General features: G+C 73.2%; 2 protein-coding genes and 2 pseudogenes. All 4 read right to left on the bottom strand.

Features of this window, described 5'->3' with window-relative positions; all coding sequences use genetic code 11:
* Positions 1–319 (bottom strand): Rv3235 family protein (locus D8M29_RS09760; RefSeq protein ID WP_238693376.1); only part of this gene is annotated, 319 nt, incomplete at its 3' end.
* Between the two features lie 68 nt (positions 320–387).
* Positions 388–687 (bottom strand): annotated as a pseudogene (locus D8M29_RS09755) (thiamine pyrophosphate-binding protein); the annotation flags it as partial.
* Between the two features lie 116 nt (positions 688–803).
* On the bottom strand, positions 804–2,933 hold the full coding sequence (locus D8M29_RS09750; RefSeq protein ID WP_174233337.1) for a PhoX family phosphatase: 2,130 nt from the start codon (positions 2,931–2,933) through the stop codon (positions 804–806).
* Positions 2,934–3,160: 227 nt separating this feature from the next.
* A pseudogene (locus tag D8M29_RS13635) lies at positions 3,161–3,538 on the bottom strand (O-succinylbenzoate synthase); the annotation flags it as partial.

The raw sequence follows: 3,538 nt of genomic DNA, 5'->3' as shown, positions 1-3,538 counted from the left end.
GTCGACCGGGCCCGGTCGGCGCGACGGCGCCCAGCAGCTCCATGCGACGGGTCAACTTGTCCAGCACCTCGGGCGAGAGCCAGGCGGAGAGGTCCCGCAGGGCACGGCGGCCCGTCTCGACCTCGACGCAGGCGACGGCGATCACGGCGGCGAGCGAGCGGACGCGGCGCAGCTCCTCGCGCCCCTGCTCGGTGCGGGCCCGCCGGGCGATCTCCTCACCGCGGGGCAGGACCGCGGGGCTGTGGGCGGGTCCGTGGAGGAGGGTGTCGGCGGTGCGCCGGGCGGACGCGGTGCGGGGGCGGGTGGCAAGGGCGGTCATGGCGGTCTCCTGAGGACGAGGCGAAGTGGGGGAGTGCAGGGTCGTGGATGTCATGGCCGTGGTCCGTCCACGCCGGCGTGGAAGGACTCCATCAGGGCGGGCAGCAGGTTCCCGACGGCGGTGCCCGACGTGGTCAGCACGCCCACCGGGCGCCCCGAGGCCAGCGAGAGCCCGTGGGCGAGGAAGCCGGCCGAGCGCTCGTCCACCCGCACGTGCAGGCGGACCTCGCCGGCGCGCTCGAGGGCCGCGAGCGCGTAGGCCAGCGGGGCGGAGCGGGAGCCGGGGCAGACCACCGCGTCCCGCATGCCGGCGTCGATCAGGGCGGTGGCGACGGCGCGCGCCACGGAGAGGGAGTCGACGGAGGTCATGGTGGCCACCAGTCTAGGCCCGGGCGCGGACGGGCCCCGGACGCGGCGAGGCCGCCACGGTGACGCGGTGGCGCCGGCCGTGACGGCCTCGTCGAGGGTCCTCGCGGAGGCGGGGGTCAGCCCTTCGGGCCCTTGCCGTTGCCCTTGCCGTTGTTGCCCTTGCCCTTGTTGCCCTTCTCCTTGCCGGCGCCCTTGCCGATGCCGTTGTTCCCGGTGGCGTTGAACACCTGGACGACGCTCGGACGCGGGGCCGCGACCTTGTCGCCCACCTGGACCGGGCCGGTCGGGCTCAGGAAGTCCGGGAAGTAGGAGGTGTGCGCGCCCCAGGTGCCGTCCTCGCCCGGGTGCTGGACGTTGACGAACACGGAGTTGTCGCGGTCGTGGATCACGGGGCCGCAGGTCTCGGCGTCGCGGGGGACAGCGAGGAACTGCTGGACGCGGCCGCGCTCGGCGCCGTCGAGGGTGACCTTGTGCAGCGCGTCGGCGTAGCCGATGGTGCCGGGCTGGCCGTCGGTGGAGATCCAGAGGTTGCCCTCGGAGTCGAACGCCAGGTTGTCCGGGCAGGAGATCGGGGAGACCTTCTCCTTCGGGTAGCCGGCGAAGTAGGCCGAGGAGGAGACCGCCGGGTCGCCGGCGAGCAGCAGGATGACCCAGGTGAAGGTGGTGGAGGTGTGATCCCCGCCCCGCTCGGTGATCTCGATGACGTGGCCGTCGCGGTTGCCGATGACCGGGTTGGCCTCGTCCACGGCGGTGCGCTTGGTGTTGTTGGTCAGGGCCGCGTAGACCTTGCCGGTGACCGGGTTGGTCTCGACGTCCTCCGGACGGTCCATCTTGGTGGCGCCCATCTTGTCTGCCGCGAGGCGGGTGTAGACGAGGACCTCGGCCAGGGACATGCCCGGGACGAAGGACGTCTTCTCGTCGGCCAGGGCGATCCACTCGCCGGAGCCGTCGAAGGCCCCGTCCGAGGGCAGGGTGCCCCTGCCGTCGATCTGGGCGGCCGGGGAGTCGCCGGAGAACTTGGCCACGTAGAGGGTGCCCTTGTCCATCAGGCGCATGTTGTGCTTCTTGTCGCCCTCGCGGACCTTCTCGGCCGAGACGAACTTGTACAGGTAGTCGTGGCGCTCGTCGTCGCCGGAGTAGACCACGGCGTGGCCGGACGGGGAGATCACGGCGGTGCCGGCCTCGTGCTTGAAGCGGCCCAGGAGGGTGTGCTTCACGGGCGTGGAGGTGGGGTCCTCGGGGTCGATCTCGACGACCCAGCCGAAGCGGTTGGCCTCGTTCTCGTAGCCGGGCTTGGTCAGGTCGAAGCGGTCGTGGACCTTCTCCCAGCCACGGCGGGTGGCGGAGGCGGAGATGCCGTAGCGCTTCTCCTCGGCGGTGCCGCGACCCTTGAAGTACTGGTTGAAGTTCTCCTCGCCGGAGAGCACGGTGCCCCACGGGGTGGTGCCGCCGGCGCAGTTGTTCAGGGTGCCCAGCACGCGGGTGCCGGTCGGGTCCTCGACGGTCTTGAGCAGCGCGTGGCCGGCGGCCGGGCCGCGGACCTCGAACTCGGTGGTGCCGGTGATGCGGCGGTTGCGGCGGCCGCCGCGGACGTACTCCCACTGGGCGCCGCGCTTGGCGCGCTTGAGGTCCACGATGGACAGGCCGTGGGCCTGGAGGCCGACGTTGACGACGTCCTCGAAGTTCGAGGCGACGTACTCCGGGGAGAACATGATGTTCTCGTTGGTGTACTCGTGGTTGGAGACGAGGTAGCCGGAGCGGTCGTTGCCGCCGTCGGTGATGATGTTCAGGTAGTCGTTGTTGTAGCCGAACTGGGCGGCCTGCGACGCACCGGTCTGGTGCTCGATGTCGAACTCCGGGGAGTCGGCGAACAGCGGGTCGCCCCAGCGGATCACGGTGCCCCAGTCGTAGCCCTCCGGCACGGTCATGGTGTCCACGGTGCGGGTCACCGGGGCGATGGGCTCGAAGGGGAGCTTGCCGCCGCCGGTCGGGCGCCGGCCGTTGTCCGCGAGCGCCTCGGGGGCCTGGGCCACCTGGGAGCCGATGACGACGGCGGCGGCGAGACCGGTGCCGCCGACCAGGGCGGAGCGGCGCGAGATGGCGGTCTCCGCGATCTGCTGGAAGGTCGGGTTCGCCGAGGTGTTGGGCACCGGGTGGGCGCACGCGTTGCCGCACTTGAGCTCGCACGTGACGGCGGAGCGGTTGCCACGGGTGTGGCCGGCCATGGGGAGGAGGCGCTTCAGCATGACGGGGTCCTTCGCGTCGTGGGGATGGTCCGGGATCCGGTGCCGGGCCGGAGACGACCCCGGGGTGAGACCGACCGGGGCCGCCATCACCCTGGCCCCTCGCTCCGAGCGGGGAGCCACGCCCAGGTGGCCGCGAGTTGAACTCTTCCCGGCCGCCGGATTTCGTCCCGTCGGCGTGCTGTAATCCGTCTCACATGCCCCGCGCCGACGGGGACCGGGCGGGCCCGTCAGCCCTGCGCGGCCAGCACCGCGTGGGCCGCTCGCACGCGGTCGGCCCACCACGCCTGCCGCGCCCCGTCCGCCCGGACGCGGTCGAGCCGGCCCGGGTCGGGGGCGGGTGCCCGCTCCCCCGGGGCCGGGAGGGCCCCCGCGCGGGGGCCCCAGGCCGGGGCGACGACGTCGGGCTCGAAGAGGGCCGCGGTGCCGAGCCCGCATGCGTGCGGCAGGGACGGCAGGCAGGCGGCGAGCGCGGCGCCGCCGGCAATGCCCACGGAGGTGTCCAGCGCTGAGGAGACCACCGCGGGCAGCCCCGCGGCCGCCACGATCGCCGCGGCCCGGCGCACGCCCCCGAGCGGCTGGACCTTCACCACGATCAGGTCCGCGGA

Source organism: Micrococcus sp. HSID17227, from assembly GCF_003989405.1.
GTDB classification, from domain to species: domain Bacteria; phylum Actinomycetota; class Actinomycetes; order Actinomycetales; family Micrococcaceae; genus Micrococcus; species Micrococcus luteus.
The sequence above is the reverse complement of the archived record's forward strand: the minus strand, read 5'-3'. Positions and strand labels throughout refer to the sequence as shown.